Annotated in this window: 1 protein-coding gene and 1 pseudogene; one reads left to right on the forward strand and one right to left on the reverse strand. The window is 42.3% G+C overall.

What is annotated here, in order from left to right:
* Positions 1 to 103 precede the first annotated feature (103 nt).
* A complete protein-coding gene (locus tag AB4653_RS28955; protein ID WP_102258552.1) occupies positions 104 to 505 on the forward strand; it encodes an ACT domain-containing protein in 402 nt (133 codons plus the stop codon).
* A gap of 106 nt (positions 506 to 611) precedes the next feature.
* Here the strand turns inward: AB4653_RS28955 and AB4653_RS28960 are convergent.
* Positions 612 to 810: pseudogene (locus AB4653_RS28960) on the reverse strand (chemotaxis protein); the annotation flags it as partial.

Genomic DNA, 810 nt, shown 5'->3' on the forward strand with positions numbered 1-810 from the left:
ATGTGGAATAAGTATTATTAATTTTACTTATGCAGAACTAAATTCTATCTTGGCTGCATGATCCAACACCATAAACAAACGCGATTACGCAGGGAAAAAGACGATGACCGCCATTACCGATTTGAACATTCTGCTAAAGTCCATGTCACCGGAGCTCATTGAAGGTGATTATGTTTTTTGTACTGTAGACGGGGGATTGGGAGATTATGTTCAACTCGAACCAATCGCGACCTTTCGTGAAAAGGAAAGTTTAACACTGGTTCTTGAAGAAGGCGTTGCGACCAAAGCTCAGTTAGACTTCGACGGTGTATTTAGCCTGATAACTTTATCGGTCCACTCGAGTCTTGAAGCGGTTGGATTAACAGCCGCTTTTGCCACCAAGCTAGGTTCATACGGCATTAGCGCCAACGTAATTGCTGGTTATTACCATGACCATATCTTCGTTCAGAAAGAGAAAGCAGAAGCTGCAATGAGTGCGCTGAAAGAGTTTTCAGAAACTGATTAATAAATAATTTGATTACTCACAAATACAAAAAAAGCGACGTAATTTACGTCGCTTTGACTTATTGCTTAACAATCACGCACTGATCAGGCATCAGTGAGTGACACAGTTAAGCAAGCTTAAAAGTCGCCACTTTGTCGCTTAAACCAGCGGCTTGACTCTTAAGTTCGTTCGACTCAGTTAAGCTATCCTGCGCGCCCACAACTAAGTGGTCGGTAACATCTTTAATGGTCGTAATGTTCTGAGTAATTTCACCCGTCACGTGCGTTTGCTCTTCTGCTGCGGTAGCAATTTGAGTCGCCATATCA

The sequence above is a fragment of the Vibrio sp. 10N.222.48.A3 genome (assembly GCF_041475345.1).
Classification (GTDB): Bacteria; Pseudomonadota; Gammaproteobacteria; order Enterobacterales; family Vibrionaceae; genus Vibrio; species Vibrio tasmaniensis_A.